This is a genomic window from Acinetobacter sp. CY05 (genome assembly GCF_059515805.1).
Window position 1 is genome coordinate 32,757 of record NZ_JCAKMW010000001.1, and the last position, 25,600, is coordinate 58,356.

The following is a 25,600-nucleotide window of genomic DNA, read 5'->3' on the forward strand; positions in this document are numbered from 1 at the left end:
GCAATCTGCTGTAGCTGATGAGGGTAAAAGCGTAGCATCAGGTTACAGCAGGTATGTAGTGTTGACTTTTTACATCAAGCTTTATGTTTACGTTGCCAACGACGATAAAAAATCACACCAATGATCAACAGTACAATAGCCACAATGCCATAACCCACTTGACTAAAAATTTGATGCATCAGCGCTTGATTCTCGCCAAAGTAAAATCCGACACAGGCTAAAAAAGTCGTCCAAATAATCGTACCTAAGCTGCTAAACAGCATAAATTTCCAAAACGGCATGCGGCTCATGCCAGCAGGAATACTGATCAGCGAGCGTACCGCAGGTACCATCCGACCAAAAAACACCATACGATGACCGTATTTTTCAAACCAAGCTAAGGATTTTTTAACATCATCACTTTTAATAAATAAATATTTACCATAACGATCCACGAAACGGAAAATGGCAGCATGGCTAAATTGATAGCCCACCCAATACAAAGCTGCTGCAGCCAAGAGTGAGCCAAAACTACCCGCAATAATTACTCCCAAGAGGGTGAGAGTGCCTTGTGAAGCAGAATAACCTGCAGAGGGCATAATAATTTCAGAGGGAATAGGGGGGAAGACATTGTCTAGGAACATCAGTAAGGCAATACCAAAGTAGCCCAAACGTTCCATAATACCAATAATCCAAGCAGTCAAATTCATAAGAGAGATAGATAAATAGACAGTGAATTTATACTAGGTGAGTTTTATTTTTATATAAAGCTTTGTTTTGTAAATTAAAAAAGCCCGCTTAACGCGGGCTTTTATATTATAGACGTTTACGTTTTGCTGCGGCAATTTGTGATTGACGCATACGGAAGCCTTCTTTTTGCTTTTCAGTGGTTTTGTCGATGCAATATACGCATGACACACCATGTTCATAGCTTGGCAGTTCGACTTCTTCAGGAGTTAATGGCCAACCACATGCATGACATTTGACGTTTTGACCTTCTTCTACACCGTGAGTAACTGCAGTACGACCGTCAAATACAAAGCATTCACCTTCCCACATGCTTTCTTCTGGTGGGGTTTCTTCTAGGTATTTTAAGATACCGCCTTTTAAGTGATAAACCTCAGTGAAGCCTTCTTGTAACAGCAAAGAAGTTGATTTTTCACAGCGAATACCACCCGTACAGAACATGGCAATTTTCTTGTCTTTGTGCTGTTCAAGGTTGTTTTTTACATATTCTGGGAATTCACGGAATGATTCAGTTTTAGGATCAATCGCGCCTTTAAAGGTACCCGCTTTATATTCATAATCGTTACGGGTATCCACTAAAATCACGTCATCACGTGCGATGAGTTCGTTCCATTCTTTAGGATCAAGATAGTGACCGACTAAATCGCGAGGCTTAACTGGTACACCTAAAGTCACGATTTCTTTTTTCAATTTAATTTTCATTTTACGGAATGGTTTTTCAGAGCTATCAGACTCTTTGTATTCCATTTCGTTAAAGCCTTCGTTTAAAAGGAATTGATGAATCGTATCAATGGCTGCACGATCACCGGCAACTGTCCCGTTAATGCCTTCGCCAGCTACAATCAGAGTACCGCATAGATTGATGGTTTTTACCAAGTCTAAAAGACGTTGTTGCAGATCAGCAGGATCTTGAACTTCTTTGAATTGGTAAAGTGCTGCAACAACCCAGTTAACGGTCGCTTGCTGTTCTACAGGTGCAAGCTGTTCTACAGTAGCGTTCATGGAGACTCCAAATGTAGCTAGTAAATTCTAAAGCGCGCATTTTAACTGATATTGTCTAGAGATTCAAAATTTCCATACAAAAAATATGCCTTTTTAAACTGCCCATCTCAGGCTATGCTAGGCGCGCTAAATCTTAAGGCAAAATGTGGAGTTTTTATTTTGAGCAATGAGCGTCGAATTGCCTCTTTAACCCCGTGTGCAGGACGTTGTTCTACGGTATTTGGTGATTTGGTTTGTCGTGGATGCCGACGTTTTAGCCATGAAGTGATTCATTGGAATCAATATACGCCTGAGCAACATGCCGCAGTATGGAACCGCTTAGATGCGCAGTTAGACCAAATTTTAGTCCCAATGTTACCGCAGGCAAACTTAGTGCAGGTAGAAGGCTTTGTGCAGTCGAAACGCGTACGTTTACGTCCCAATGCCAGTCGTGGGCGTAAGCTGTATCATGCTCTAAAACTTTGTGAGAAAAACCGCCATTTTACGGATGACAGTGGTTTAGGCATTCACTATAAGCAAGTGCGCCCGCTCTGGGATGAATTTGAACGCCGCGTTTTGGCATTGGCTAATGCATCTTATGATTTGGCTTTTGTACGCGCCAAAGGCATTCGCTATCACTTGTTGCAAGGCAAAATCGAAATTGAAAAGATTTAAGCCAGCTGTCCACAAAAAAGCTCGCCAATTGCGAGCTTTTTTTAGCACTTAAAAAATTTAAGCCACTTGTACCGGAATACAATTTGCTGTGTGATTCACAGTATTGTCTGGGTTGGCATACACCAAACGAGGTTGATGCAAAGCAGCCTCAACTTCATTAAAGTCACCAAAAGTAGCAATAATTACTAAGTCACCGACGTCCGCTTGGTGAGCTGCACCACCATTGACAGAAATCATGCCTGAATCATTTTCACCACGAATGGCATAGGTAGTAAAACGTTTGCCATTGGTGACGTTCCAAACATGAATTTCTTCATATTCACGAATACCCGCCAAATCCATCAAGGTGCCATCAATGGCACATGAGCCTTCGTAATGTAATTCAGCATGAGTTACCACTGCACGGTGAATTTTGCATTTAAGTAAACGAGACAGCATACAAGCTCCCAATTCATCCATTAATTTTCGAGCGCACCAGAGCGCACCGCATTGTGCGTGGAAAATGCACAATGCGCAAGAGGATAAATTTTAAGGCTTATACGCGTTAATTTGATTCATGGCTGGTTGAATATCGCCATTAACCAATAATTTGATTTGTGCGAGGGCATGATGAATCGCATCATCCATCAGGGTTTGTTCACTGCTCGGCGCTCTACCTAGCACATGACTTGAGACTTGATCTTTGGCACCCGGATGACCGATCCCAATACGTAGACGATGGAAATTCGGACCTGTATGCGGCACGATATCACGTAAGCCGTTATGACCACCATGACCACCACCGGTTTTTAGGCGAATGACACCAGGATTCATATCCAGTTCATCATGGGCGATGAGCATGCTTTCAGGTGCAATATTATAGAATTTAGCAAAAGGCACGACACTTTTACCCGATAGGTTCATAAAAGTCGTCGGCAACAATAAGCGAACGTCTTGACCTTCGATATTGCCACGGCCGCTAATGCCGTTAAATTTTGGGTCGTTTTTTAAATTGATACCATAACGCTCTGCAAGGCGTTCGACAAACCAAAAGCCTGCATTATGGCGGGTTTGGGCGTACTCCCGACCGGGATTGCCCAAACCAACAATTAGCGAAAGATTAGCCACTAATTACACCAATAAACACTTATGCGCGTTTGAAGTCAGCGTGCATAGGTGTGTTTTTTGCAGGGTGACGTTGAAGCGCTTGGATTTTAACGCTTTCAGTTTTACCGTCGATGTTGATTTCAACAACTTCAGCGAAGAATTCGTTGCTTTCTAATGCTTTAACAAGTTCACGAAGTTCTAAAGTAACCGCTACAGGAGCAGCTTCGCCACCGTAGATAATTGCTGGAACTTTGTTTTGAAGACGAAGGCGGCGGCTCGCACCTTTCCCTTGAACTGCTTCTTCACGTGCTACTGCATTTAATACGAAGTTTGCCATGATAGACATCCTATTTAAGTTAATGGACTAGACTTGCGACCAGTCTAGTTGATAGAAAGCCCCGCCAAAAGGCAGGGCTTTGAAATTTAAGCGTTCGATTATAGATAAGAATCGAACATTGCGCTAATAGATTCTTCGTTGTTAATACGACGAATTGTTTCAGCTACCATGCTTGCAACTGAAACTTGGCGAATCTTACCAAGCGCTAAAGCTTCTTCTGAAAGCGGAATCGTGTCTGTAACAACCAATTCATCGATCACTGAGTTTTTCAAGTTTTCGATTGCTTTACCAGATAAAACTGGGTGAGTTGCGTAGGCAACAACACGGCGAGCACCAAAGTTTTTCAATGCATCAGCAGCTTTACATAAAGTACCTGCTGTATCGACCATGTCATCTACAATAACGCAGTCACGATCTTTTACATCACCAATCAAATGCATCACTTGTGATTCATTCGCTTTTTGACGACGTTTATCGATGATCGCAAGATCAATATCACCCATTTGTTTTGCAACAGCACGAGCACGGACTACACCACCAACGTCAGGCGAAACAACCATAAGGTTGTGATGTGACTGTTGACGTAGATCAGCAAGTAATGCTGGCGTACCGTAGATGTTGTCTACAGGGATATCGAAGAAACCTTGGATTTGGTCAGCGTGTAAGTCGATCATCACCACACGGTCAATCCCTACAGTTGTTAGCATATCTGCAACAACTTTGGCAGTAATTGGCACACGGCTTGAACGAGGACGACGGTCTTGACGAGCATAACCGAAGTAAGGGATGACAGCAGTAATACGACCAGCACTTGCGCGACGAAGCGCGTCCGCCATTACCAAAATTTCCATCAGGTTATTGTTGGTTGGAGCACAAGTAGGTTGTACGATAAATACGTCTTTACCACGCACGTTCTCAGTGATTTCTACAGCAATTTCACCATCAGAGAAGGTAGAAACAGATGCAGCACCTAGAGGAATGTGTAAATGGCTTACGACTTTTTGAGCGAATTGTGGATGCGCAGTTCCACTAAAAACGACAAGATTGGGCATGAAGCACCCTTGGCGGTTAGAATATATGGGAATAGATGGCAGGGGTAGCTGGATTCGAACCAACGGATGCCGAGATCAAAACCCGGTGCCTTACCACTTGGCGATACCCCTAATGCGGCAGAACTTTAATATTTTTATTGCTTAATGTCAAGAATTTTTAACTTTAAAGCAATAAAGACTGTTCTGTCTTTTTTGAGAAAATGGCAGGGGTAGCTGGATTCGAACCAACGGATGCCGAGATCAAAACCCGGTGCCTTACCACTTGGCGATACCCCTAATTTGATGACTGTAAGATGGCAGGGGTAGCTGGATTCGAACCAACGGATGCCGAGATCAAAACCCGGTGCCTTACCACTTGGCGATACCCCTAATACAGTACATCTATTTTACAGGTGAAAATGGCAGGGGTAGCTGGATTCGAACCAACGGATGCCGAGATCAAAACCCGGTGCCTTACCACTTGGCGATACCCCTAATCTACTTTAAAATCCATCAATGGCGATTCGTTTAAGCTATTCACCAAGTAAGCTTTACATGGTGCATTTGCTAGAATGTCATCAACTGGCATATCTAAAGTCGCTTCAACAAAAACACAAGCACCTGTACCTGTAAGTTTTGCAACACCGAACTGATCTAAGTATTGCATCGCTTCATCGACTTCCTTGTATAAGCTTCGTGCCAGAGGCTCAAAGTTATTCTTAAAATCAGATGGCGTTTGCTGATAGCCGCAGAATTTAAAGACCTTTTCATTTCTTGTCAACGTTTTTTGTGAAAAAAGTAATTGTGTGCTGATAAAACAATCAGGTTTAAGCACAATATACTGTTTTTGAGCTAAATTTATCCAACTTAAACGCTCGCCAATGCCTTCAGCCCAGGCATTTTTACCATGTACAAATACAGGGACATCTGCACCGAGTTTAAGGCCAAGTTGTGCCAATTGTTCAATACTTAATCCACACTGCCACAGTTGATTGAGTACAATCAGCGTTGTAGCGGCATTGGATGAGCCACCACCCAAGCCTGCACCCATGGGAATGTGTTTTTCGACGCTGATTTTCAAACCAGTTGGTGCTTTGGCAAATGGTTTTAACAGTTGCGTGGCTTTAAAAATTAAGTTTTGTTCAAGATCAACGTTGTTTAAACCATCAATTGTAATGTCTGTATTGTCGGTTTGCTTGAATGTTAGCCAGTCATACAAATCAATGAGCTGAAAAATGGTTTGTAATTCGTGGTAGCCATCACTACGACGATCAGTAATATGTAAAAACAAATTCAGTTTGGCAGGAGAGGGGACGCGTAACATAACTTTCACTTAACGATCTTGAATGAGCATAGTAATACGGTTTTCCTGACCATTTTCAAGCGCTTGCTTTAAAATTAACCGATTTGGGAGCGAGCTTTGGTTATAACTTAAATCCACCACCCAACCGGCCTCAATAATTTGGCGAATGCGTTGTTGGTCGTCTTTGCTAAGCTTTGCATCTTCTGTGGCAGGTTTGGCTTGAATCCAATCCATTAAATAGGTAATTGGTGCATCCCAACCTGTAGCGCGTTTGAGTAATTCTTCTGGACTGGCAGCACGAATTAAACCGGTTTGGCTGCTGTTGAGACTAACTTCGCCGTTTTTTTCTCCGCTAATTTGGGTTTTACCAATGCCTAAAATACCACTCAGTTCAATTTCAAATTGGTTATGCTGCTGTACCCAGGTATAAAAAGCGCTACCAGATTGCTGTGGCGTGCGTACACCAATTTTGCCTTGTAAGCTAAAATTTTGGCTGTCTTGTAATTGTGGAGTAGGTTTAAGCTGCGGTTGGCTAAAAGGCTGACAAGCGGTCAATGTTAAGCTGGCAAGTAATGTACCAAGCAAGGCAAAACGTGGGAGCTGTAACATAAATCAAGAACTCTTTGGCAAGGTTTGGGGAACTAGTAATGAATTTAAGGGTTCTAACTGTTTGTCGTTAGGATGTTTTTGTTGCAATTGTTTTAAAATTTCATAAAACCCGGCTAAATCGCCTTGCATATACACCGCTCGTGCATAGCGTATTCCAATCGTGATACTGTCACTCATCATGTATGCGCTTTTAAGCACCTGCGCGGCAGTGCTAAAATCATTTTGCAAATACGCCACAAATCCTAGGGTATCCATAATCGAAGCTTGATCCGGCGCCATGTCTAACGCGCGTTCTGCATACTCGCGTGCTTCGTCTAAACGACGGTTTTGTAAGGCTAAGGTGTAGGCATAAGCATTTAAATAAGCTGGATGATTGGGCTCTAAATCTAATAATAGGGTAAGCAGTTGGTCCAGACGGTCACGTTGTAAAAACGGGTCTAATAGCAAAACTTCGGCATAAATCAGTTCAGGATCATCACTTAAATGCTGAATGGCTTCTTCAAGTAAACCAATGGCTGCACGTTTATTGCCCATTTTTTTTAAGATTTCTGCCTGTGCTTGATATAAAAAGCTGGCATGCTGCGGATAGTTGACGCGTTCTTGGGTTAAAAAACGTAACGCATCATTTAGGCGTTGTTGTTCGCTATAAATGTTAATCAAATTTTGTCTAGATACGGCATATAAACTGCCATCTACCAAACGATAGTAAGCTTTAGCCGTTTCAAAGTGACCCTTACGTTCTGCGTTGAGGGCTAGATAGTAGTAGGCATCATTTTGATATTGACTGGAGTTACGCAGTTCCACCAAATAGCGTTCGGCACGTTCATATTGTTTTAAGTCAATACTGGTTAAGCCCGCAATAAATAGGGCTTCTTCGGCTTTGGGCCATTTAGATAGAATTTTTTCTAATTTTTCTAAGGCCAATTCTGAGTCGTTGATCTTAATCAGATATTTCACTTCTGCTAAACGTATTTCTAAATTGGACTTATGCTGCCGAGAAGCCTTACTATACCATTTGCGGGTGAGCGCTTCATCGCCTAAGGCGCTGAGTAAATTGGCTTTCATGAGAATGAAGTTGCTGGCATTAGGACGCTTTTTTAAAGCGCGATTAATGGTGCTTAAGGCTTGTTGAAAATCACCCGTTTGTGCTTCTAGGGCAGCAATGATGACCAAAATAGAGGGATTGTCTTTGCCTTGACTATTTTGTAAGGCATCAATCAACGCCGCTTGGTCTTGTTGAGATTCTGGCGCAATGCCGGCTAGAATTTTCTCAAGATCAGCACTTGGGTCATGGCGTAGGATTTTATCAATGCTTTCTGCTGCAAGTTCATATTCATGTGCTTGTAAGGCAATATGGGCTAAGTAAAATAAAGCCGGTACATCGCTAGGTTCTTGTACCACCCAATGTGTGGCAATATCGAGCGCTGCTTTGAGGTCGTTTTGTTCAAGTGCAATATTCAGTGCCCGTTGCTTAACAGTGGTGGAATTGCTCTTAATGGCCAAAACGGTATAGTTATGTAGGGCAGTGGCGGTGTCAGTATAGGCCAATGCAAATTCAGCAATCATACTTTGTTGGATTGCAGTGTAATTGTTGGCATTATAGGCTGTAGCTGCAGCCAAAAGATGTGTGCTGCACAGCATGCTACCCATGAGTAACAATGTGCTAGAATATTGCTTTATTGTTGAAGTGCTGTTTTGGCCATTTATTTGACGCAATTTTTCTTAATCCAAGTAATGCTTTTTATGACACCGATGTTGCACAATAGCATAAATTTAGCGAAATGATGATCTGATATGTCTTTCTTTGCATTGGGTGTCAACCATCAAACCGCCTCTGTAGAACTGCGTGAGCAAATTGCGTTTAACCCTGAAAAGTTAAGCCAGCTCTTGGCAGGGCAAAGTCACGACCCGCGTTTAAACGATCTGGTGGTGGTGTCTACCTGTAACCGAACCGAAGTCTATGCGATGTCTGATAATGCAGATGTGGTACTCAACTGGCTGGCACAAGTGAACGGTTTAGATGTCAAACAGTTACAAAATCATGTCTATCGTCATGAAAATGCGCAAGCCGTGACACATCTGATGCGGGTGGCCAGTGGTCTTGATTCGCTAATGTTGGGTGAGCCACAGATTTTAGGGCAGGTGAAAACTGCGCTGGCTTTAGCTAAGGATTCTGCTACGGTTTCTAAAACCTTAAATCGTATTTTCGAATATGCGTTTTATGCAGCCAAACGCGTGCGTTCGGAAACGGCAGTCGGCAGTCATGCGGTGTCTATGGGCTATGCTGTGGCGCAGTTGGCTCTACAAGTATTTAGTCACCCTGAAAAACTCACCGTGATGGTGGTGGCTGCCGGCGAAATGAATAGCCTTGTTGCTAAGCATTTAGCCGAAATGGGCGTCGGTAAAATCATGATTTGTAACCGTACCCGTAGCCGTGCTGAAAACCTTGCCCAAGAAATTGCACAGCGGGTTGAAGTTGAAATTATTGATTTTGATCAACTTGATGCGCATTTACATCGTGCTGATGTGATTTCAAGCTGTACTGGTAGTTTGCATCAGGTCATTGAGTTTGCCGCAGTTAAAGCTGCGCTAAAAAAACGTCGTTATCAACCGATGTTACTGGTAGATTTAGCTGTACCACGTGATATTGACCCAAAAGTGGAAAACTTAGATGGCGTCTATTTATATGGTGTCGATGACTTACAAAGTGTCATTGATGAAAACTTAGCGCAGCGTCGCCAAGCGGCAGTCGAAGCCGAAGTGATGGTCAATCAGCTGGCAACCGAGTTAATGACCCAACAAAAGGTCAAGGAAGCTGGTAGTAGTATTTATGCTTATCGCGAGCATGGCGAAAGCTTGCGTCAGCAAGAACTAGATTTGGCTTTAGCGCGTATTGCCAAAGGTGAAGATGCAGCAAGCGTGATGCAAGATTTTTCGCATCGTTTGGCGCAAAAATTATTGCATCCAACCTCAATTTTATTACGTGAGGCTGCCAAAGCTGATAATCCTGCGCATTTTAGTTTTATTCGCGACAGCTTGGATAACACCATACAGCATCCACGCAAGCCCAAGCGTTAACATGATCAGCTTAAGACACCAATCTTAAGCTGATTTTTTTGGTCAGTTCATTCAGTTGTTGGCGTAAATTACTCGATTCTACCAATGATTTTGGTGATTTTAATTTTTGCTTTAAATACTTCTCTTGTAGTGATAAGGCATATTCAGCAGCCAATTTATCGGCCATTTCTGGCGCTTCGGTTAAAGCTTCAATATTGGTGCGTTGCATAATGTCTGCAATTTCATGCGCATAACGACTACAAGCACCCAAAACATAGTAGGTGGCAAGCTCTTGATCATCGGGGAGTTGATCAAAAATACCGTCTAAACGATCTAGTATGCGTGACAAAAGTTCATCTGGCTGCATTAAGGCACGCAAAGTTTCAAAATGAATATATAAAAATGGATGATGCATTAAAATTGCCACGGCAAAGTCTTCATCGCGGGTATGAATATTAAAAGACAACGAAGCATCATTATTGACCTTAGGTGTCCATTTACGCCCAAAACCTAACTTTTCTTTAAAAGATTGACTGAGTAGATAACGGAATGAGCCATGTTTTGGCAAAAGGTCAGTCAGTTGACGTAATTCCGCCATCACCTGACTTTTACCTTCAGGGGTATTCACATCATGGTTTTGAGTTAGATGCGCAAAGACAAAATCAGACAATAGCGGGGCTTGTTTGAGCAGACGCTGGAAACTCTCCAATCCTTCACGACGAATTAAGGAATCTGGATCGTGATTGTGAGGCAACACAAAAAATTTCAGTTCACGTCCATCATTTAATAGAGGTAAGGCAATTTCAAGCGTGCGCCGTGCGGCTTTTTGTCCAGCAGCATCACCATCAAAGGCAATAGTAATACACGAGTTTTGCTTAAATAAAATATTTAAATGTTCAGTGTTACTGGCGGTACCCAAAGTTGCCACAGCACCATAGATGCCATATTGTTGTAGCGCAATGACATCCATATAGCCTTCCACCATCAACCAATCATGGGCTTTTTGCTTACGGCCTTCATATAAGCCATACAGCAATTGGTTTTTATGGAACACTTCAGAATCAGGCGAGTTGATGTATTTAGGTTTGATGTCGTCATTGAGTGCACGGCCACCAAAACCTACTACACGACCTTTGCTGTCGCGAATGGGGAAAATCACCCGATCACGCAATAAGTCAAAATCACGACCTTTGTCACTGGTACGAATTAAACCGAGTAGTTTTAAGCCCTCTATATCTTGTGGAAAAGCTTTTTCTAGATGTTGCCAATCTTCAGGTGCATAACCTAAACGCCAATAGGCAATGGTATCTTGACTTAAACCACGTTGTTTAAAGTAATTTTGTGCAGTTTGACTATGCGGTAATTGGGCTTGATAAAACTGGGCAATATTTTCAAGGAGGGTATATAAGTCGCCTTCTTGTTCTACTTCTGCTTGGGTACTAAAGGGGTCAAAATCCGCAAATTGCGCTGAATAATCAATTTCATCATTTGGCGGTGGATAGTCAAAATAACTGGCTTCTTCGGAGGAATTGGGCGCGCCAGTTGATTGAGTGGGCTGTGGGGCAGCGATTGCTACAGGTTTTTTGATTTCGCGTTTATAAGCAATGCGTTTTTTATTGTCGATATCGTCTTTAGGCAGTTCGATGCCTGCTTGTGATGCCAAGTCTTTCATGACATCAACAAAATTTCGGCTGTCGATATCCATTAAGAAACGAATGGCGTTCCCGTTGGCCTGACAGCCAAAGCAGTGAAAATACTGTTTGTCACGATAAACGTGAAAAGACGGGCTTTTCTCTTGGTGAAACGGGCAACAACCTGAATAGGTACGGCCGGTTTTTTTCAGTTTTACACGCTGACTAATTAAATCGACAATGTCGGTGCGATCCACGACTTGATCAATAATATGCTGAGGAATTGCCATCGTGTGTCAGTGCCATTTAACCAAACAAGAAAAAGATGCGTTTAAAAACTAAACCAATTTGTGCGCCTAATCAATGCCGATTAAGACGAAAAGGGCAAGTATAATAACTTGCCCTCAACAAAAATGCGAACCTTAAGATTAGTCTTGGCTTGGACGATCGAGTAAACCAAAGCTTAATCGATTGCTTAAGCTGCGTTTTGGTGTCTCTAGCGTTGCTGGGTCTTGATCTAAATTGGTTTTAGCTTCACGGCCAAAAATACCTAAAGTGGCACGATTCAAGAAGCTTTCTTCAGAACGTGCGGCACGTAAATTGACTTCACCATTGGCTTTGACCAAATGTGGGTAATTGAGCTTTAACACATCAATATATTGCTGTGCCGAAGCTTGATCACCTAATTTTTCATAGCTATAGGCAATAGTAGCTAAAGCTTCTGGAATTTGTGGGGTTTTTGGATAGTGCTCGACTACCCATTGACTGCGTTCAAGTGCTGCCACCCATGCTTTACGTTTTAAGTTAAAACGTGCCGCATTCATCTCAGCTTCAGCCAACTCTTGACCAATAAATTGCATACGCTGCGCTGCATCGACTGCATAAGTGCTTGATGGATAACGACGGATAAAATCAACAAAATTTTGATACGCCACTTTTAAATAGCTCACATCACGGTGTGCTTGTTTAAGTGAGGTATAACGCAACATCGAGTGATAGTTTTGTTCCATATTGGCCACACCACGCACATAGTAGGCATACTCTGCTTGCGGGTGTTCAGGGTTGCTGCGGATGAAACGCTCTGAAAGAGCCACAACACCTTCATAGTCTTTTTGTTGGAATTTGACATACATCAACTCAAGCTGGGCTTGGGTGGCATAATCACCTGTGGGGAAATATGTATCAATCGCTTCTAAATTTTTTGCAGCTTCGACATATTGACCGCGTTCCAGTGCTTTTTCGGCTTTTTGAATATAAACTTGTTCACTCGATTGTGGCCCAGTATCGACCACTTGTTTTTTTGGATTACTGCTACAACCCACGATTGCAGATGCAGCGCCAAGCGTAAGCGCAAGCATTGTAATTTTATAACGTGGCAGCGACATAAAAATTCCTCTGTTAATACGGGCAATAAGCTACAATTGCACCATTAAATCACTTTTGTCTGAATGAGCAAATGACCCAAGTACAATCTTCCGATTCTAATATCCCTGAAACTGATTTCAATTTGCTTGAAGATTCAGAGGATGCAGATAACCATACTTCAGAAACAACTGCAACACGTTTAACGTTGCAAGTTCAATTAGATGAAAGCTATCTAGGTCAACGTATTGACCAAGTAGCGGCTTTAGTTTGGAACGATTTCTCCCGCGAAAAACTGAAACAGTGGCTCAAAGAAGGCCATTTATTGGTCAATGGCCAAGTGGTTAAACCGAAATACAAATGTGAAGGCACAGAAGTTTTAAGCCTTGATGTTGAGCTAGAGGCGCAAACACGCAGCCTACCTGAAGATATTCCACTGGATATCATCTATGAAGATGACGATATTTTAGTCGTCAATAAGCCTGTCGGTATGGTGGTACATCCAGGGGCAGGCAATAGTTCAGGCACTTTAGTGAATGCTTTGTTGCATCATTATCCAAAATCAGCGGAACTCACCCGTGCTGGTTTAGTCCATCGTATTGATAAAGACACCTCAGGTTTATTGGTGGTGGCGAAAAACTTAGAAGCGCAATTTGCCTTAACCAAGCAATTGGCTAAAAAATCGGTCTATCGTGTTTATGATCTGATTGTGTACGGCAATATGATTGCAGGTGGTACAGTCGATGAGCCAATTAAACGCCATCCAGTAGATCGGGTCAAAATGACCGTATTACCGGGCGGTAAAGATGCGGTGACGCACTATAACGTGAAAGAACGCTTCCAACACTTTACCCGTGTGCAAGCGCGTTTAGAAACTGGTCGTACGCATCAGATCCGTGTGCACTTTAGCTATATCGGTTTTGGTTTAGTCGGTGATCAAGTATATATGCCACGAGTGCGTGTACCAGCAGGTGCATCAGAATTACTCAATGCCACTTTACGTGGTTTTAGACGCCAAGCTTTGCATGCGGTAAAACTGGGCCTAGTGCATCCACGTACAGGTGAAGAGATGATGTTTGAAGCCCCATGGCCAGAAGACTTTAATGCTTTAATTGAAGTATTACGTAGCGAAAACAAGGCATATTAATCTCAACATGGCTATAGCAATATAGCCATTTTTATTTTAAGGACAAACAGCATGCAATTTGTTTCTGGTTTGCCTCAGGGCGTTTATGTAGCACAAACGCGCATTGCGCATGACGCTGTTGTACCGACAGACAATCCAAGCCTAAATGGTTTTAACTTGGCGCTACATGTGGGTGATGATGCCAAGCGTGTGCAACAACACCGTATGCAATTACTCAATGAGCTTAATGCCTTTGGTGTCAATAAAGTTACATGGATGAATCAAACCCATAGCGTGCTGTGTCATCGGGTTGAAGAGCAAGCCACATTAGTGGCACAAGAGGGTGATGCTTTAGTCACCAACACTCAAGGTCATGCCTTAATGATGATGACCGCCGATTGCTTACCTGTGGTATTAGGTAATGCGGAGGGTACAGAAGTCGCCAATTTACATGCCGGTTGGAAAGGTTTAGCCCATGGCATTATCGAAAATACCATTGCTGCTATGCACACTCAACCGACCTGGGCATGGCTAGGTGCTGCGATTAGTCAAGCCAATTTTGAAATTGGTGCAGAAGTAAAAGCCGCATTTTGCGATAAATATCCAGCTTTAGAAATAGCATTTATGCATGGTAAACAAGCAGATAAATTTTATGCCGATTTATATGCCATTGCGCGTTATATCTTAGCCGAGCATGGCGTAACTCAGGTTTATGGCGGTGATCAATGTAGCTATCGTCAGGCGGATGAATATTTTTCTTATCGCCGTGAAGCCAAAACTGGACGTATGGCAACATTCGTGTTTATGGCTAAAAACTGCTAAACTTGACTAAAATGATCTGCATTGATGACTATGTCTTTATCTAATAAATCGCTCGCAATTGTCTATCACAGTCCTTATGGACATACCGCTAAAGTGGCCACTTATATTGCTAAAGGGGCTGTAGAAACGGGTATTCGTGTCGTTAATATGTCAATTGAGCATTTAGATTGGGATGCCTTAGATGCAGCCGATGCCATTATTTTTGGTTGCCCAACCTATATGGGCAGTGCACCTGCTGCGTTTAAAGCCTTTATGGATGGTTCATCGAAACGTTGGCAAAAACGGAGTTGGCAAGGCAAGTTGGCGGCAGGCTTTACTAATTCAGGTGGCTTAAGTGGCGATAAACTCATGGTACTACAGCAAATTAATTTATTTGCCATGCAACATGGCATGCTGTGGTGTGGTTTGCCTTTAATGGCAACTGGTTCGAGTGACACTGATCTCAACCGCCTATCCAGCTGCTTAGGTTTAATGACCCAATCCGATAATGCACCGGTTGAAGTGACGCCACCGCAAGGCGATTTAGACACCGCGATTTGGTTTGGTGAATATATTGCTTTAACCTTGGCGCGTTTAGCTTCTAAAGCTTAAGCTTTTGATGAGTTTAAAACCAAAAAAACCTCCAAAATGGAGGTTTTTTATTATTTATGCATAATGCGGGCTTTATCACGTTGCCAATCACGGTCTTTTTCCGTGGCACGTTTGTCATGTAATTGCTTACCTTTGACCAAAGCAATTTCTAACTTGGCTAAAGGGCCTTTCCAATAACAGGCCAAAGGTACACAAGAATAACCTTTTTGATTGACAGCACCCAATAATTTGTCCAGTTCACGACGGCTCAGCAGCAGTTTACGTGTACGTGTTGCTTCTGGCACGACATGCGTCGATGCAGACAATAAAGGCTGAATCTGTGCACCAAACAAATACGCTTCACCATTTTTAAAGGTGACATAGCTTTCGCTTAAGGTCATACGGCCAGCACGTAACGATTTGACTTCCCAACCTTGTAACGATAAACCTGCTTCAAATTTTTCTTCAATAAAATAGTCGTGACGTGCACGTTTATTCTGTGCAATGGTCCCGCCATTATTTTTTTTCACTACCGATACTTTTGCCATAATAAGACACTTCCCAACTTAAAGACTATTGTGCCCCAAGCGCGCCATGCTGACAATTCATAAATGTTTGAAAAAATTTACCCAGTTTAACTTTTGGTTCACTAAAAAAGCCGCTTTTTGCTAGAATAAGGCTCGAACAAAATAAACTAGAGTACAATGGATGTCTAAAACTCGCGTGATTTACCCAGGCACATTTGATCCGATTACCAATGGGCATATCGATCTTGTGACACGTGCGGCCAAAATGTTTGATGAAGTTGTGGTGGCGATTGCCATCGGTCATCATAAAAACCCAGTCTTTACTTTGGACGAACGGGTGGCCTTAGCACAGGCATCTTTAAGTCATTTATCTAACGTAGAATTTGTTGGTTTTGATGGTTTACTGGTGAATTTTTTCCGTGAGCAACAGGCAACTGCGGTACTACGTGGTTTACGTGCTGTTTCTGATTTTGAATATGAATTTCAATTGGCCAATATGAACCGTCAGTTGGATGCTAAATTTGAAGCAGTGTTTTTAACCCCGTCGGAGCAATATTCATTTATTTCTTCTACGTTGGTGCGTGAAATTGCGCGTTTACAAGGTGATGTGACTAAGTTTGTACCGCCAGTGGTGGTTGACGCCTTTAAACGCAAGCTACAACAAGGTTGGTAGAGTGTCCCTATATATTACCGATGAATGCATTAATTGCGACGTGTGTGAGCCTGTCTGTCCTAATGAGGCGATTTTTATGGGTGAAGTGATCTATGAGATTCACCCTGACCTATGTACCGAATGTGTTGGGCATCATGACAAACCGCAGTGTCAATTATTCTGTCCAGTCGACTGTATTCCGCTTGATCCTCAGCATGTGGAAAGCCCTGACGAGCTCATGGATAAATATAAACGACTAACTGCTCAAAAAAGCGCAAGCAATTAATTGCAAAGTTTGTTAGAATGCCGCTCGAAGTGAGCCAGACGATCGCTGCTGTGGAAATCTCCGTGATTGAAGCAGGGGAGGAAAGTCCGGGCTTCATAGGGCAAGGTGCCAGGTAACGCCTGGGCGGTGTAAACCGACGGCAAGTGCAGCAGAGAGAAGACCGCCTTCAATATGTTTCTAAGCAATTAGAATCGAAGGTAAGGGTGAAAGGGTGCGGTAAGAGCGCACCGCATGGCTGGTAACAGTTCATGGCGAGGTAAACCCCACCGGAAGCAAGACCAAATAGGAATCCATTAGGCATGGCCCATGCTGGATTCGGGTAGGTCGCTTGAGCGCATGAGTGATTGTGCGCCTAGAGGAATGATCGTTCACGACAGAACCCGGCTTATCGGCTCACTTCAAAAATTTTTTACAAAATTGTGAAAAAAGTACTTGACGGATATTTTAATTAGGTACATAATACGCGCACAGTTTACGGCTATGTAGCTCAGTTGGTTAGAGCACCGCACTCATAATGCGGGGGTCACAAGTTCAAGTCTCGTCATAGCCACCATTTTCAAGACCACATTCACTAATGTGGTCTTTTTTTTGTCTAGAATTTTTCACTGCATTGAACTTGATCAAGCTGAATATTCACATTTTGTTGTAGCGCATACATGGCTTGAAGCTTTGCTTGTAGATCGCTGTTAGCAAATATTTGTTGGTCAACTAAGTCGAGTTTTTTAGGATTGATCTTCTGTGCTGCACAATGACGTCCTACTAAACGTTGTTCTACCAACTGTTGTTGTTCTGGTACAGTCAAACGCTGCCAAGCAGTAATCTTTTGCTGTTGCTTGGCATAGGCCACTAATATTTCACGTTCTTTTAAGCTAAAGCGCCATGAATGATTAATATAACGCGCTACATCCATTCGTACCCCATTATAGTCAGTCACAATCGGCGAAACGAATTGGCAGCCCGTGAGTAAAATTAAACAGATGCTGTTTAAGATAAGAAATTTCATCATGATGTAAACCCAAGTTTTATTAGATTATTTACTTGAAATAGCATGTTTTGCTGGATTTTGCGCAAAAAAATAACAAAGTTACGTTATTTGTTTAAACTGTGAACATTCGTAAATAAAATGCCTTGACCTGAGTGTAAAATATTTACATAATACGCGCACAGTTTACGGCTATGTAGCTCAGTTGGTTAGAGCACCGCACTCATAATGCGGGGGTCACAAGTTCAAGTCTCGTCATAGCCACCATTTTAAAGACCAAGCTCTCAGCTTGGTCTCTTTTTTTGTCTAAAAAATATTGAGCCTTTATGAATGGCGATCATCACTCGGTGAGCAGCTGTTTCATGCATGATTAAGCTATATTTGAGTTTAACCCCCATCTATAAAAAAATCGCCTGCTTCTATAAGCAGGCGATGTTGACGATTTTTATTAAGGCTTCAGTTTAGATGCCGGGCTTCCAACCATTCACGATTGGATAACGACGTTCACGGCTATAAGCACGCGATGAAATACGTGGACCAATTGCACCTTGGCGACGTTTATATTCGCTACGGTCAGTCAGTCGAATCACTTTCTCAACCACTTCACGCTCAAAGCCTTTGGCAATGATATCTTCTTGGCTCATATCTTCTTCAATATAGGCGTAAAGAATTGCATCGAGGATGTCATATGGCGGTAAAGAATCCTGATCTTTTTGATCTGGGCTGAGTTCTGCTGAAGGTGGACGGGTAATCACACGTTCAGGAATCACAGGTGTATCTGCAATGCTGTTACGGTATTTCGCCAATTCAAATACAATGGTTTTATACACGTCTTTGAGTACTGCATAACCACCAACCATATCGCCATATAGAGTGCAATAACCCACAGATAGCTCAGATTTATTGCCTGTAGACAGCACCAAATTACCAAACTTATTAGACAGTGCCATTAATAAGGTACCACGAGAACGTGCTTGTAAGTTCTCTTCTGTGGTATCAGCTTTGGCTTCACCAAAGAATGGGAATAGCGTTTGCATAAAGCTATTCACAATTGGATTGATTTCGGCAATACCAAAGGTTACACCCATAGTTTTGGCTTGTGCTGCAGCATCTTCTACACTGATTTGTGCAGTATACGTATATGGCATCATCACGGCTTGAACTTTATCGGCACCAATGGCGTCTACAGCAATCGCAAGTGTTAAGGCTGAATCAATGCCACCAGATAAGCCTAAGATCACACCAGGGAAGCCTGAACGCTGTACATAGTCACGAGTTGCCATGACCAGGCCTTGGTAAATCTCAGCCATGGTATCAAGCGCTGGGACAATCTCAGCTTGCTTATAGCGTTGTTGATCGGCGTCGTATTCAGCGATATACAGCTGTTCTTGGTAGGTGGCTGCTTGTAGTGCAACTGAGCCATCTTTGTTAATTAAGAAGCTGGTACCATCAAAGATAATGTCATCTTGGCCACCGACTTGGTTTACGTAAACCAAGTTAAGCTGTAATTGCTTAGCCAGCTCCTGCATGGTCAGCACACGGTGCTGTGGTTTACCCACTTCATAAGGTGAAGCATTGAGTACCAATACCGTTTCAACATTAAGCTGTGCCACTTGTTGCACGGTTGGTAAAGCCCAAACGTCTTCACAAATCAGCACACCAAACTTATGACCTAAATATTCAAATACGAGGTGTTGATGACCTTCGTTAAAATAACGTTTTTCATCAAACACGCTGTAGTTAGGTAAGTTTTGTTTGTTGTAAATGCCAAGCACTTGACCATCTTTCATGACAGCTGCTGAGTTATAGCGTTGACCATCTTCAGCTTGATGGACAAAACCAAACACCAAGACAATGTCTTTGACTTCACTTAATGCAGCAAAAGCTTGCTCAGTACGTTTGCTTAGGCTTGGACGTAATAATAAATCTTCTGCAGAATAACCAATGATTGCTAACTCAGGAAAAACAATTAAATCAGCTTTTTGTTGTTTCGCAGCATTGATTTGTTCCAGCATTTTTTGAGTATTGGCTTCGATATTGCCAATATGCGGAGAGAACTGTGCAAGGGCAATGTTAAAATTTTTCATTCCAATAAAATCCTATACCTATCAGGATATGTACATAACTTGAGTTTGTTATTGCTATAAGTCCAAGATTATGTAGAAGTGTTGAACAGCAAAATAAAGTCTTAAAATAAGTAATTTGCGGGTTCTACTATATACGAATTGCTGCACACTGCGTAATGAAATCGTAAAAAAAAGCCCGATACATCCAAAAAAGCCTGTCTTTCTTTGCATAATACGCCTTGTTAGTCAGGTTTAATAATATGTAGGTGCAATATGGCGCAAGCCAAGGGCAAAACCGGATTTGGGCAGTGGTTTATTATCAAGCGTAGAGCATTAACTCAGGGCGAAAAGTGTTTGGCACAGTCGGTCTTTGGCGACAGCTTAAATTTAGAAACAGTAGAAATTGTTGCCCATCGTTTGGTGCTCAAAGATTATGGAGTAAGTCCCAATGGTAAGATTTATTTTAATATTGCCAATTGGTGTGAGGATTTCTCAATACAATCTATAAGCCAGCAAAGCTGGTTAATTCATGAATTAACCCATGTCTGGCAAGTCCAACAAGGGATGCGCGTATTGTTGCGCGCCCTATTTAATCGTAAATACAGTTATGTGTTGCAAGAAGGCAAAGCATTTTTTAAATACGGCATTGAACAACAAGCGCAAATGGTACAAGACTATTTTTTAAGACGTGCCAAAGGTCAAGAATGCAGTGCTTATGAAGCCTGTATTCCTTTTTTAACACGAGCAAAGTTGGCATAAAAAAACCGCCCGAAGGGGCGGTTTTTCAAAATCTTTAATTCTTAAAGAATTAACGACCTTGGATATCGCGTTGCGTTTCGCCAGTGTAAAGCTGACGAGGACGACCGATCTTGTAAGGACCGCTGTGCATTTCTAACCAGTGGCTGATCCAACCAACTGTACGTGCAAGCGCGAAGATTACCGTAAACATTTCTGTTGGGATACCAATCGCTTTTAAGATGATACCTGAGTAGAAGTCTACGTTAGGGTATAAGTTACGCTTGATGAAGTATTCGTCAGATAACGCAATACGTTCAAGTTCCATTGCAAGTGCAAGTTGTGGATCATTGATACCAAGTGCAGTTAACACTTCGTCACAAGTCTCTTTCATTACTTTCGCACGTGGATCGAAGTTTTTGTAAACTCGGTGACCGAAGCCCATCAGTTTAACTTCTTTAGTTTTCACTTTTTCCATGAACGGAGCAACGTTTTCTACAGTGCCGATTTCATCAAGCATCTTAAGAACAGCTTCGTTCGCGCCGCCGTGAGCAGGGCCCCAAAGTGCTGCAATACCCGCTGCGATACATGCATATGGGTTCGCACCAGTAGAACCAGCAAGACGTACAGTCGATGTAGACGCGTTTTGTTCGTGGTCAGCATGAAGCGTGAAGATACGGTCCATTGCTTTTGCAAGAATAGGATCAACTTTGTAGTCACGATCTGCAGGTGTTGCAAACATCATGTACAAGAAGTTTTCCGCATAGCTTAAGTCGTTACGTGGATAAACAAACGGTTGACCGATTGTGTACTTGTACGTCCAAGCCGCTAGAGTCGGTACTTTTGCGATTAAACGGATTGCAGTGATTTCACGGTGATCAACGTTTTCAACGTCAAAACCGTTGTGATAGAACGCAGAAAGCGCGCCTACAACACCACACATAACCGCCATAGGATGCGCGTCACGACGGAAACCGTTGAAGAAGCGACCGACTTGATCATGAACCATTGTATGGTTGCGAACTTTAGCATCGAATGCAGCTTTTTCTTCAGCAGTTGGAAGCTCACCATTTAAAAGTAAGTAGCAAGTTTCTAAGTAGTCAGCTTTAGTTGCCAATTGGTCAATTGGGTAACCACGGTGTAAAAGAATACCTTTACCACCATCAATGAACGTGATTTTAGACTCACAAGCAGCTGTAGAGACAAAACCAGGATCAAAAGTAAAATGACCTGCAGCCAATACATCTTTAACGTCGATTACGTCAGGGCCTAAAGTGCCGCTGTAAATCGGTAATTCAATTTCTTTGCCATCAAGCTGTAATACGGCTTTCTTGCCAGTTACTTCAGACATTCAATTGATCTCCTGTCCTGGTGAATATTAGATCTGACTCATAAACATTTTTAATTAATAGTTGAATCAGACCGGTCAAAAAATTGCTATAAGATTAGAGGGTGTGCAAGTTTTGTCAATTATACTTATGGATAAAAAAATGACATCTCATGCTTGATAGAGTCAAAAATTATGCATATGACAAAACAGGCGATTTACACCGACGCGATATAATAAGTCAAAAACACGCCTTGTGCAGAAAAAATTAAGTCTAATGGCTTAAATTTGGACGATTTTTAATTGGCAAAAGCTCTAGCTATCCCAGCATATATTTCAGCAATAGTGCACTAAAATAGTAGAGTTTTCATAACTTAGGTTGAATGTATTCACTAATATGCATCACTTTTTCTAATCATAAAAAGCACTAAGCCAATACCAAGAAATGAATCGTTTGGCTAAAAAGTAGCTGATCAATATTTAAAATTTGCCTAAAAAACACACTAAATGCTGTACTTGAGTAGGCTGATGTATAACTTTTAATCTAAAACTGTGCTACTTTTTTTTATGTAAAATTAGATAAGTCTCTATTTAATTTGATGATATTGATCATCTGTTTTTTAAATAAATGACCAATATTTTGCTAAAAAATAAAAGCTTGGCGAAGCTTTAGGCTTAAATTTATAATGAAGAGGGGAGTGATTTAAAAGATTTCTCTATCTTTAGTCTAAATGTAATTTTAATATGCTAAAGGCAAAAACGATTAATAAAAAAATGCGATAGTGCTGCAAAACCAATGATATAGCGTAATTTATAGTTAATTCATATTGGTTTTAACTATTTATATCTTTGTTAATGATTCTTATTTAAGGTTTTTTTGGTTAAAACCCGAGTAGCACTGTTTGTATTTTAATAGTCGACGTTTTATAATTCGATGTCGTTTTAAGTTTAGGCACTTATGATAAATGCCTAAAAATGCCAGCTTTCCTTCGAATTAATTCCAACAAACTCCGGATGGAGTTTTTACTTACAGGATGCCCGCTGTGAAAAGCAACAGACCTGTCAATTTGTCCATGGGTCAAGTTTTAGACGTAAACTTAAAATCCCCTGTGGCTATTGCATCAATTCTACACCGTCTTTCTGGTGTCATCGTATTTTTACTCGTTCCGGTACTTTTATGGATTTTAGACAAGTCATTGTCTTCTCCTGAAGGTTTTGCGCAAGTTCAAGACATCATGTCTGGTTTTGTCGTGCGCTTTATCGTATGGGTATTTGTAGCCGGCTTAATTTACCACTTCATTGCAGGTATTAAGCATTTACTTGCTGACCAAGGTATTGCAGAAGAACTGCAAAGCGGTCGCACAGCAGCTACTATCGCATTAATCTTGTCTGCAATCGGTATCGTTGCGTCATTTGTATGGATCGTACTCTAATGAAAAGTGCTACTGGTTTAACAGGTTCAGGTTCTCGTGATTGGTTTCTGCAACGTGTAAGTGCTGTCGTTTTAGCGGTTTACACAGTTGTGGTATTTGGTTGGATCCTATGTAATGGTGATTTCAGCTTTGATCAATGGTATGGCTTTATGATGACCACACCAATGAAGATTATGTCTTTATTGGCCGTCTTATCTTTAGTTGCACATGCTTGGATTGGTATGTGGCAAGTGTTCACGGATTACGTGACAACTCGCGCAATGGGTCCTGTAGCAAATGGTTTACGCCTCGTATTAACTTCGGCGGTAATCATTGCTGTATTTGCATATGCAATTTGGGCAATCCAGATTTTTTGGGCGAATTGATAGGAAACAATCATGGGCGCTATAACCCCTAAAGAAGATTACACAAATATTCCACACCAAACTTTCGATGCAGTCATCGTTGGTGGTGGTGGTTCTGGTATGCGCGCATCTTACCAACTTGCTCAAGCAGGTTTAAAAGTTGCGGTACTAACGAAAGTATTCCCAACACGTTCACACACTGTAGCAGCGCAGGGCGGTATTGGTGCATCTCTTGGTAACATGCAAGAAGATAACTGGCACTACCACTTCTACGACACTGTAAAAGGTTCGGACTGGTTAGGTGACCAAGACGCAATCGAGTTTATGACTCGCGAAGCGCCACAAGTGGTTTATGAGCTTGAACACTTAGGTATGCCATTTGACCGTAACGCTGACGGTACGATTTACCAACGTCCGTTTGGTGGTCACTCAGCAAACTACGGTGAAAAAGCAGTGCCACGTGCATGTGCTGCTGCCGACCGTACAGGTCACGCGCTTCTTCATACGCTTTACCAAGGCAACGTGAAAATGGGTACGCAATTCTTCGTAGAATGGATTGCACTTGACCTTATTCGTAACGAAGCAGGCGACGTACTCGGCGTAACCGCAATTGACCAAGAAACAGGTAAAATTGCAGTATTCCAAGCGAAAGCAACATTGTTTGCTACAGGTGGTGCGGGCCGTGTTTACCGTGCATCTACAAACGCATATATCAACACTGGTGACGGTCTTGGTATGGCAGCTCGTGCGGGTATTCCATTACAAGATATGGAATTCTGGCAATTCCACCCAACAGGTGTTGCGGGCGCCGGCGTATTGTTGACTGAAGGTTGTCGTGGTGAAGGTGCTATCCTTCGTAACAAAGACGGCGAACCGTTCATGGAACGTTATGCACCAACTTTAAAAGACTTGGCACCACGTGACTTCGTATCACGTTCTATGGACCAAGAGATTAAAGAAGGCCGTGGTTGTGGTCCTAAAGGCGATTACATCTTACTTGATATGACGCACTTGGGTGCGGATACGATCATGAAACGTCTTCCATCTGTATTTGAGATTGGTAAGAAGTTCGCAAACGTTGACATCACTAAAGAACCAATTCCTGTAGTACCAACAATCCATTACCAAATGGGTGGTATTCCAACGAATATTCATGGTCAAGTGGTTGTACCTGAAACTCGTGAAACTGAAGCGTTAGTTGCACACTACGACAAAGATAAAGATGTTTACTCTACCAATGCAGAAGGTCGTAACTTCACTAAACCAGTGAAAGGCTTCTATGCAATTGGTGAATGTTCATGTGTATCTGTACACGGTGCAAACCGTTTAGGTACCAACTCTCTGCTTGACTTAGTGGTATTTGGTAAAGCTGCGGGTGAACACATCATTGACTACGTGACTAAACACCACGGTGATGAGTATGCGCCACTTCCTACCACTGTGCTTGAGCAAACTGTTGCACGTATTCGTAAATTAGATGAATCTACAACAGGTGAAAATGCACAAGACGTTGCGGATGCGATTCGTGACATCGTTCAAGACCACGCTGGCGTATTCCGTACATCAGAACTTCTTGAAAAAGGCGTAAAAGAAATTCTTGCGATTGAGCCACGTGTTCGTAATATCCACTTAAAAGACAAATCTAAAGTCTTCAACACTGCACGTATTGAAGCGCTAGAAGTGGAAAACTTATACGAAGTTGCTAAAGCGACGCTTATTTCTGCGGCTGCTCGTAAAGAATGTCGTGGTGCGCATACGGTTGTAGACTTCGAGTTACCACCAGATCACCCATCTTATCCTTACGGCCGTCGTGATGATGAGTGGATGAAGCATACATTATGGTTCTCTGCAGACAACCGTCTTGAGTACAAACCAGTACGTTACCGTCCATTATCAGTGGATGCTATTCCACCGAAACCACGTACATTCTAA

At 42.2% G+C, this 25,600-nt stretch carries 26 protein-coding genes, 6 tRNA genes and 1 other RNA gene; 14 read left to right on the forward strand and 19 right to left on the reverse strand.

The features are described 5' to 3' along the window. Positions 1-74 precede the first annotated feature (74 nt). Both AC5YCD_RS00155 and trhO read right to left on the reverse strand, forming a co-directional pair. Positions 75-689, reverse strand: a complete 615-nt coding sequence (locus AC5YCD_RS00155; protein ID WP_496128120.1) for a DedA family protein — start codon at positions 687-689, stop codon at positions 75-77. 106 nt (positions 690-795) lie between these two features. Next, positions 796-1,728, reverse strand: coding sequence for an oxygen-dependent tRNA uridine(34) hydroxylase TrhO (trhO, locus tag AC5YCD_RS00160; RefSeq protein WP_496128121.1), 933 nt, complete (start codon positions 1,726-1,728; stop codon positions 796-798). A 159-nt stretch (positions 1,729-1,887) separates the two neighbouring features. Here trhO and AC5YCD_RS00165 point away from each other — a divergent pair, with 159 nt between their 5' ends. Then, positions 1,888-2,382: a DUF1289 domain-containing protein gene (locus AC5YCD_RS00165; protein ID WP_496128122.1), complete on the forward strand. Its 495-nt coding sequence runs from the start codon at positions 1,888-1,890 to the stop codon at positions 2,380-2,382. A gap of 57 nt (positions 2,383-2,439) precedes the next feature. Here the strand turns inward: AC5YCD_RS00165 and panD are convergent, their stop codons facing one another. The 11 genes from panD to AC5YCD_RS00220 form a co-directional block, all read right to left on the reverse strand. After that, entirely contained in the window at positions 2,440-2,820 is a 381-nt protein-coding gene (gene panD / locus AC5YCD_RS00170; RefSeq protein ID WP_122901651.1) for an aspartate 1-decarboxylase, read from the reverse strand. Positions 2,821-2,910: 90 nt separating this feature from the next. Next, positions 2,911-3,489, reverse strand: a complete 579-nt coding sequence (gene pth / locus AC5YCD_RS00175; RefSeq protein ID WP_496128123.1) for an aminoacyl-tRNA hydrolase — start codon at positions 3,487-3,489, stop codon at positions 2,911-2,913. A gap of 19 nt (positions 3,490-3,508) precedes the next feature. Beyond that, positions 3,509-3,805: a 50S ribosomal protein L25 gene (gene rplY / locus AC5YCD_RS00180; RefSeq protein ID WP_496128124.1), complete on the reverse strand. Its 297-nt coding sequence runs from the start codon at positions 3,803-3,805 to the stop codon at positions 3,509-3,511. Positions 3,806-3,903: 98 nt separating this feature from the next. After that, positions 3,904-4,857, reverse strand: coding sequence for a ribose-phosphate pyrophosphokinase (locus tag AC5YCD_RS00185; RefSeq protein ID WP_496128125.1), 954 nt, complete (start codon positions 4,855-4,857; stop codon positions 3,904-3,906). Between the two features lie 36 nt (positions 4,858-4,893). Continuing rightward, positions 4,894-4,968 (reverse strand) — tRNA-Gln (locus AC5YCD_RS00190). 90 nt (positions 4,969-5,058) lie between these two features. Beyond that, positions 5,059-5,133: transfer RNA gene (locus AC5YCD_RS00195), tRNA-Gln, on the reverse strand. A gap of 18 nt (positions 5,134-5,151) precedes the next feature. After that, a tRNA-Gln gene (locus AC5YCD_RS00200) sits at positions 5,152-5,226 on the reverse strand. A gap of 30 nt (positions 5,227-5,256) precedes the next feature. Next, positions 5,257-5,331 (reverse strand) — tRNA-Gln (locus tag AC5YCD_RS00205). Beyond that, a complete protein-coding gene (ispE, locus tag AC5YCD_RS00210) occupies positions 5,330-6,160 on the reverse strand; it encodes a 4-(cytidine 5'-diphospho)-2-C-methyl-D-erythritol kinase (RefSeq protein WP_496128126.1) in 831 nt (276 codons plus the stop codon). Before ispE ends, AC5YCD_RS00205 begins: the two co-directional genes overlap by 2 nt. A 9-nt stretch (positions 6,161-6,169) precedes the next feature. Continuing rightward, positions 6,170-6,748 carry a lipoprotein insertase outer membrane protein LolB gene (lolB, locus tag AC5YCD_RS00215; protein ID WP_496128127.1) on the reverse strand — a complete coding sequence of 193 codons (579 nt, stop codon included), beginning with the start codon at positions 6,746-6,748 and terminating at the stop codon, positions 6,170-6,172. Between the two features lie 3 nt (positions 6,749-6,751). Then, positions 6,752-8,464, reverse strand: a complete 1,713-nt coding sequence (locus tag AC5YCD_RS00220; RefSeq protein ID WP_496128128.1) for a tetratricopeptide repeat protein — start codon at positions 8,462-8,464, stop codon at positions 6,752-6,754. A 78-nt stretch (positions 8,465-8,542) separates the two neighbouring features. Here AC5YCD_RS00220 and hemA point away from each other — a divergent pair, with 78 nt between their 5' ends. Then, entirely contained in the window at positions 8,543-9,826 is a 1,284-nt protein-coding gene (hemA, locus tag AC5YCD_RS00225; protein WP_496128129.1) for a glutamyl-tRNA reductase, read from the forward strand. A gap of 10 nt (positions 9,827-9,836) precedes the next feature. Here the strand turns inward: hemA and AC5YCD_RS00230 are convergent, their stop codons facing one another. Further along, positions 9,837-11,726 (reverse strand): DNA primase, encoded by a 1,890-nt coding sequence (locus AC5YCD_RS00230; protein ID WP_496128130.1) that lies wholly within the window; start codon positions 11,724-11,726, stop codon positions 9,837-9,839. 138 nt (positions 11,727-11,864) lie between these two features. Further along, positions 11,865-12,821, reverse strand: a complete 957-nt coding sequence (locus tag AC5YCD_RS00235) for an outer membrane protein assembly factor BamD (protein WP_496128131.1) — start codon at positions 12,819-12,821, stop codon at positions 11,865-11,867. 71 nt (positions 12,822-12,892) lie between these two features. Here AC5YCD_RS00235 and rluD point away from each other — a divergent pair, with 71 nt between their 5' ends. Genes rluD through AC5YCD_RS00250 form a run of 3 tightly spaced genes read left to right on the forward strand, consistent with a single transcriptional unit; the run spans position 12,893 to position 15,337 of the window. Next, a complete protein-coding gene (gene rluD / locus AC5YCD_RS00240) occupies positions 12,893-13,945 on the forward strand; it encodes a 23S rRNA pseudouridine(1911/1915/1917) synthase RluD (RefSeq protein WP_496128132.1) in 1,053 nt (350 codons plus the stop codon). Between the two features lie 51 nt (positions 13,946-13,996). Further along, positions 13,997-14,746 (forward strand): peptidoglycan editing factor PgeF, encoded by a 750-nt coding sequence (pgeF, locus tag AC5YCD_RS00245; protein WP_496128133.1) that lies wholly within the window; start codon positions 13,997-13,999, stop codon positions 14,744-14,746. Positions 14,747-14,776: 30 nt separating this feature from the next. Next, positions 14,777-15,337: a flavodoxin family protein gene (locus AC5YCD_RS00250; protein ID WP_496128524.1), complete on the forward strand. Its 561-nt coding sequence runs from the start codon at positions 14,777-14,779 to the stop codon at positions 15,335-15,337. A 50-nt stretch (positions 15,338-15,387) separates the two neighbouring features. Here AC5YCD_RS00250 and smpB read toward each other — a convergent pair whose 3' ends face one another. After that, positions 15,388-15,864, reverse strand: coding sequence for an SsrA-binding protein SmpB (gene smpB, locus AC5YCD_RS00255; protein WP_122901633.1), 477 nt, complete (start codon positions 15,862-15,864; stop codon positions 15,388-15,390). Positions 15,865-16,024: 160 nt separating this feature from the next. Between smpB and coaD the strand changes: the two genes are divergently transcribed. The 4 genes from coaD to AC5YCD_RS00275 all read left to right on the forward strand — a co-directional run bounded on the left by coaD (position 16,025) and on the right by AC5YCD_RS00275 (position 17,334). Beyond that, positions 16,025-16,516: a pantetheine-phosphate adenylyltransferase gene (gene coaD / locus AC5YCD_RS00260; protein WP_496128134.1), complete on the forward strand. Its 492-nt coding sequence runs from the start codon at positions 16,025-16,027 to the stop codon at positions 16,514-16,516. Between the two features lies 1 nt (position 16,517). Further along, positions 16,518-16,781 carry a YfhL family 4Fe-4S dicluster ferredoxin gene (locus AC5YCD_RS00265; RefSeq protein WP_496128135.1) on the forward strand — a complete coding sequence of 88 codons (264 nt, stop codon included), beginning with the start codon at positions 16,518-16,520 and terminating at the stop codon, positions 16,779-16,781. Between the two features lie 26 nt (positions 16,782-16,807). Further along, an RNA gene (gene rnpB, locus AC5YCD_RS00270) (RNase P RNA component class A) lies at positions 16,808-17,185 on the forward strand. A gap of 72 nt (positions 17,186-17,257) precedes the next feature. After that, positions 17,258-17,334 (forward strand) — tRNA-Met (locus AC5YCD_RS00275). A gap of 39 nt (positions 17,335-17,373) precedes the next feature. Here the strand turns inward: AC5YCD_RS00275 and AC5YCD_RS00280 are convergent. After that, the gene (locus AC5YCD_RS00280; RefSeq protein ID WP_496128136.1) at positions 17,374-17,787 is read right to left on the reverse strand and encodes a hypothetical protein; all 414 of its coding nucleotides are present in this window, start codon (positions 17,785-17,787) and stop codon (positions 17,374-17,376) included. A gap of 166 nt (positions 17,788-17,953) precedes the next feature. Here AC5YCD_RS00280 and AC5YCD_RS00285 point away from each other — a divergent pair. Continuing rightward, a tRNA-Met gene (locus AC5YCD_RS00285) sits at positions 17,954-18,030 on the forward strand. A 194-nt stretch (positions 18,031-18,224) separates the two neighbouring features. Here the strand turns inward: AC5YCD_RS00285 and AC5YCD_RS00290 are convergent. Next, complete coding sequence (locus AC5YCD_RS00290; RefSeq protein WP_496128137.1) at positions 18,225-19,850, reverse strand: NAD+ synthase; 1,626 nt, start codon at positions 19,848-19,850, stop codon at positions 18,225-18,227. Positions 19,851-20,102: 252 nt separating this feature from the next. Here AC5YCD_RS00290 and AC5YCD_RS00295 point away from each other — a divergent pair, with 252 nt between their 5' ends. After that, positions 20,103-20,588, forward strand: a complete 486-nt coding sequence (locus AC5YCD_RS00295) for a type IV secretion protein Rhs (RefSeq protein ID WP_496128138.1) — start codon at positions 20,103-20,105, stop codon at positions 20,586-20,588. A 49-nt stretch (positions 20,589-20,637) separates the two neighbouring features. Here AC5YCD_RS00295 and gltA read toward each other — a convergent pair whose 3' ends face one another. Then, on the reverse strand, positions 20,638-21,915 hold the full coding sequence (gltA, locus tag AC5YCD_RS00300) for a citrate synthase (RefSeq protein ID WP_496128139.1): 1,278 nt from the start codon (positions 21,913-21,915) through the stop codon (positions 20,638-20,640). Positions 21,916-22,925: 1,010 nt separating this feature from the next. On the opposite strand from gltA, the gene sdhC reads away from it, so the two are divergent. From sdhC to AC5YCD_RS00315, 3 genes are read left to right on the forward strand one after another with little or no spacing between them, the layout of a single operon-like run. Beyond that, on the forward strand, positions 22,926-23,324 hold the full coding sequence (gene sdhC, locus AC5YCD_RS00305; protein ID WP_122902215.1) for a succinate dehydrogenase, cytochrome b556 subunit: 399 nt from the start codon (positions 22,926-22,928) through the stop codon (positions 23,322-23,324). Further along, entirely contained in the window at positions 23,324-23,689 is a 366-nt protein-coding gene (sdhD, locus tag AC5YCD_RS00310) for a succinate dehydrogenase, hydrophobic membrane anchor protein (protein ID WP_496128140.1), read from the forward strand. The genes sdhC and sdhD overlap by 1 nt, the downstream gene beginning before the upstream one ends. A gap of 12 nt (positions 23,690-23,701) precedes the next feature. Then, a complete protein-coding gene (locus AC5YCD_RS00315; RefSeq protein ID WP_496128141.1) occupies positions 23,702-25,600 on the forward strand; it encodes an FAD-binding protein in 1,899 nt (632 codons plus the stop codon).

Excerpts from the sequence above, each read along its gene's own strand:
- AC5YCD_RS00250 (WP_496128524.1), top strand. The coding sequence starts at position 14,777 with ATGTCTTTATCTAATAAATCGCTCGCAATTGTCTATCACAGTCCTTAT.
- coaD (WP_496128134.1), top strand. The coding sequence starts at position 16,025 with ATGTCTAAAACTCGCGTGATTTACCCAGGCACATTTGATCCGATTACC.
- gltA (WP_496128139.1), bottom strand. The coding sequence starts at position 21,915 with ATGTCTGAAGTAACTGGCAAGAAAGCCGTATTACAGCTTGATGGCAAA.
- panD (WP_122901651.1), bottom strand. The coding sequence starts at position 2,820 with ATGCTGTCTCGTTTACTTAAATGCAAAATTCACCGTGCAGTGGTAACT.
- hemA (WP_496128129.1), top strand. The coding sequence starts at position 8,543 with ATGTCTTTCTTTGCATTGGGTGTCAACCATCAAACCGCCTCTGTAGAA.
- sdhC (WP_122902215.1), top strand. The coding sequence starts at position 22,926 with ATGCCCGCTGTGAAAAGCAACAGACCTGTCAATTTGTCCATGGGTCAA.
- AC5YCD_RS00290 (WP_496128137.1), bottom strand. The coding sequence starts at position 19,850 with ATGAAAAATTTTAACATTGCCCTTGCACAGTTCTCTCCGCATATTGGC.
- rluD (WP_496128132.1), top strand. The coding sequence starts at position 12,893 with ATGACCCAAGTACAATCTTCCGATTCTAATATCCCTGAAACTGATTTC.
- AC5YCD_RS00235 (WP_496128131.1), bottom strand. The coding sequence starts at position 12,821 with ATGTCGCTGCCACGTTATAAAATTACAATGCTTGCGCTTACGCTTGGC.
- AC5YCD_RS00315 (WP_496128141.1), top strand. The coding sequence starts at position 23,702 with ATGGGCGCTATAACCCCTAAAGAAGATTACACAAATATTCCACACCAA.
- AC5YCD_RS00295 (WP_496128138.1), top strand. The coding sequence starts at position 20,103 with ATGGCGCAAGCCAAGGGCAAAACCGGATTTGGGCAGTGGTTTATTATC.
- smpB (WP_122901633.1), bottom strand. The coding sequence starts at position 15,864 with ATGGCAAAAGTATCGGTAGTGAAAAAAAATAATGGCGGGACCATTGCA.
- AC5YCD_RS00280 (WP_496128136.1), bottom strand. The coding sequence starts at position 17,787 with ATGATGAAATTTCTTATCTTAAACAGCATCTGTTTAATTTTACTCACG.
- AC5YCD_RS00155 (WP_496128120.1), bottom strand. The coding sequence starts at position 689 with ATGAATTTGACTGCTTGGATTATTGGTATTATGGAACGTTTGGGCTAC.
- ispE (WP_496128126.1), bottom strand. The coding sequence starts at position 6,160 with ATGTTACGCGTCCCCTCTCCTGCCAAACTGAATTTGTTTTTACATATT.
- AC5YCD_RS00230 (WP_496128130.1), bottom strand. The coding sequence starts at position 11,726 with ATGGCAATTCCTCAGCATATTATTGATCAAGTCGTGGATCGCACCGAC.
- lolB (WP_496128127.1), bottom strand. The coding sequence starts at position 6,748 with ATGTTACAGCTCCCACGTTTTGCCTTGCTTGGTACATTACTTGCCAGC.
- sdhD (WP_496128140.1), top strand. The coding sequence starts at position 23,324 with ATGAAAAGTGCTACTGGTTTAACAGGTTCAGGTTCTCGTGATTGGTTT.
- rplY (WP_496128124.1), bottom strand. The coding sequence starts at position 3,805 with ATGGCAAACTTCGTATTAAATGCAGTAGCACGTGAAGAAGCAGTTCAA.
- pgeF (WP_496128133.1), top strand. The coding sequence starts at position 13,997 with ATGCAATTTGTTTCTGGTTTGCCTCAGGGCGTTTATGTAGCACAAACG.
- trhO (WP_496128121.1), bottom strand. The coding sequence starts at position 1,728 with ATGAACGCTACTGTAGAACAGCTTGCACCTGTAGAACAGCAAGCGACC.
- AC5YCD_RS00185 (WP_496128125.1), bottom strand. The coding sequence starts at position 4,857 with ATGCCCAATCTTGTCGTTTTTAGTGGAACTGCGCATCCACAATTCGCT.